The sequence below is a fragment of the Xenorhabdus yunnanensis genome, assembly GCF_028598805.1.
In the GTDB taxonomy this organism is placed as follows: Bacteria; Pseudomonadota; Gammaproteobacteria; order Enterobacterales; family Enterobacteriaceae; genus Xenorhabdus; species Xenorhabdus yunnanensis.
In genome coordinates this window covers 1-274 of record NZ_JAQRFI010000300.1, presented here as the reverse complement: position 1 = coordinate 274, position 274 = coordinate 1, and the positions used below count along the sequence as shown (strand labels likewise).

Sequence of the window (274 nt, the reverse complement as noted above, 5' to 3'; positions counted from 1 at the left end):
GAAGAGCGGGAGAACCTCCGCATCCATTTTTACCCGGGAACATGAATATATTCTGGCTTATGCAAAAGACAGAACTCAGTTACCCCACATTGTTTATAAGGGGGATGATAGATTAATTTCTGACCGGGCAATAAAAAAGGTCAGCGCTAAAAACCCGGCGTCAGAAATAACCTTTCCCGCTGGCATTAAGTTTTTAGGTGAAAATAAAACGTTTCCGTCAATATTCGGGGATAAAGAAGTCGTTGAAGTGACCTCAGGGGCATTTGAATGTAAG

1 protein-coding gene is annotated in these 274 nt (G+C 42.3%); it reads left to right on the top strand.

Annotated features, from left to right (window positions below):
• Positions 1-274 (top strand): hypothetical protein (locus PSI23_RS22335; RefSeq protein WP_273557085.1); only part of this gene is annotated, 274 nt, incomplete at both ends.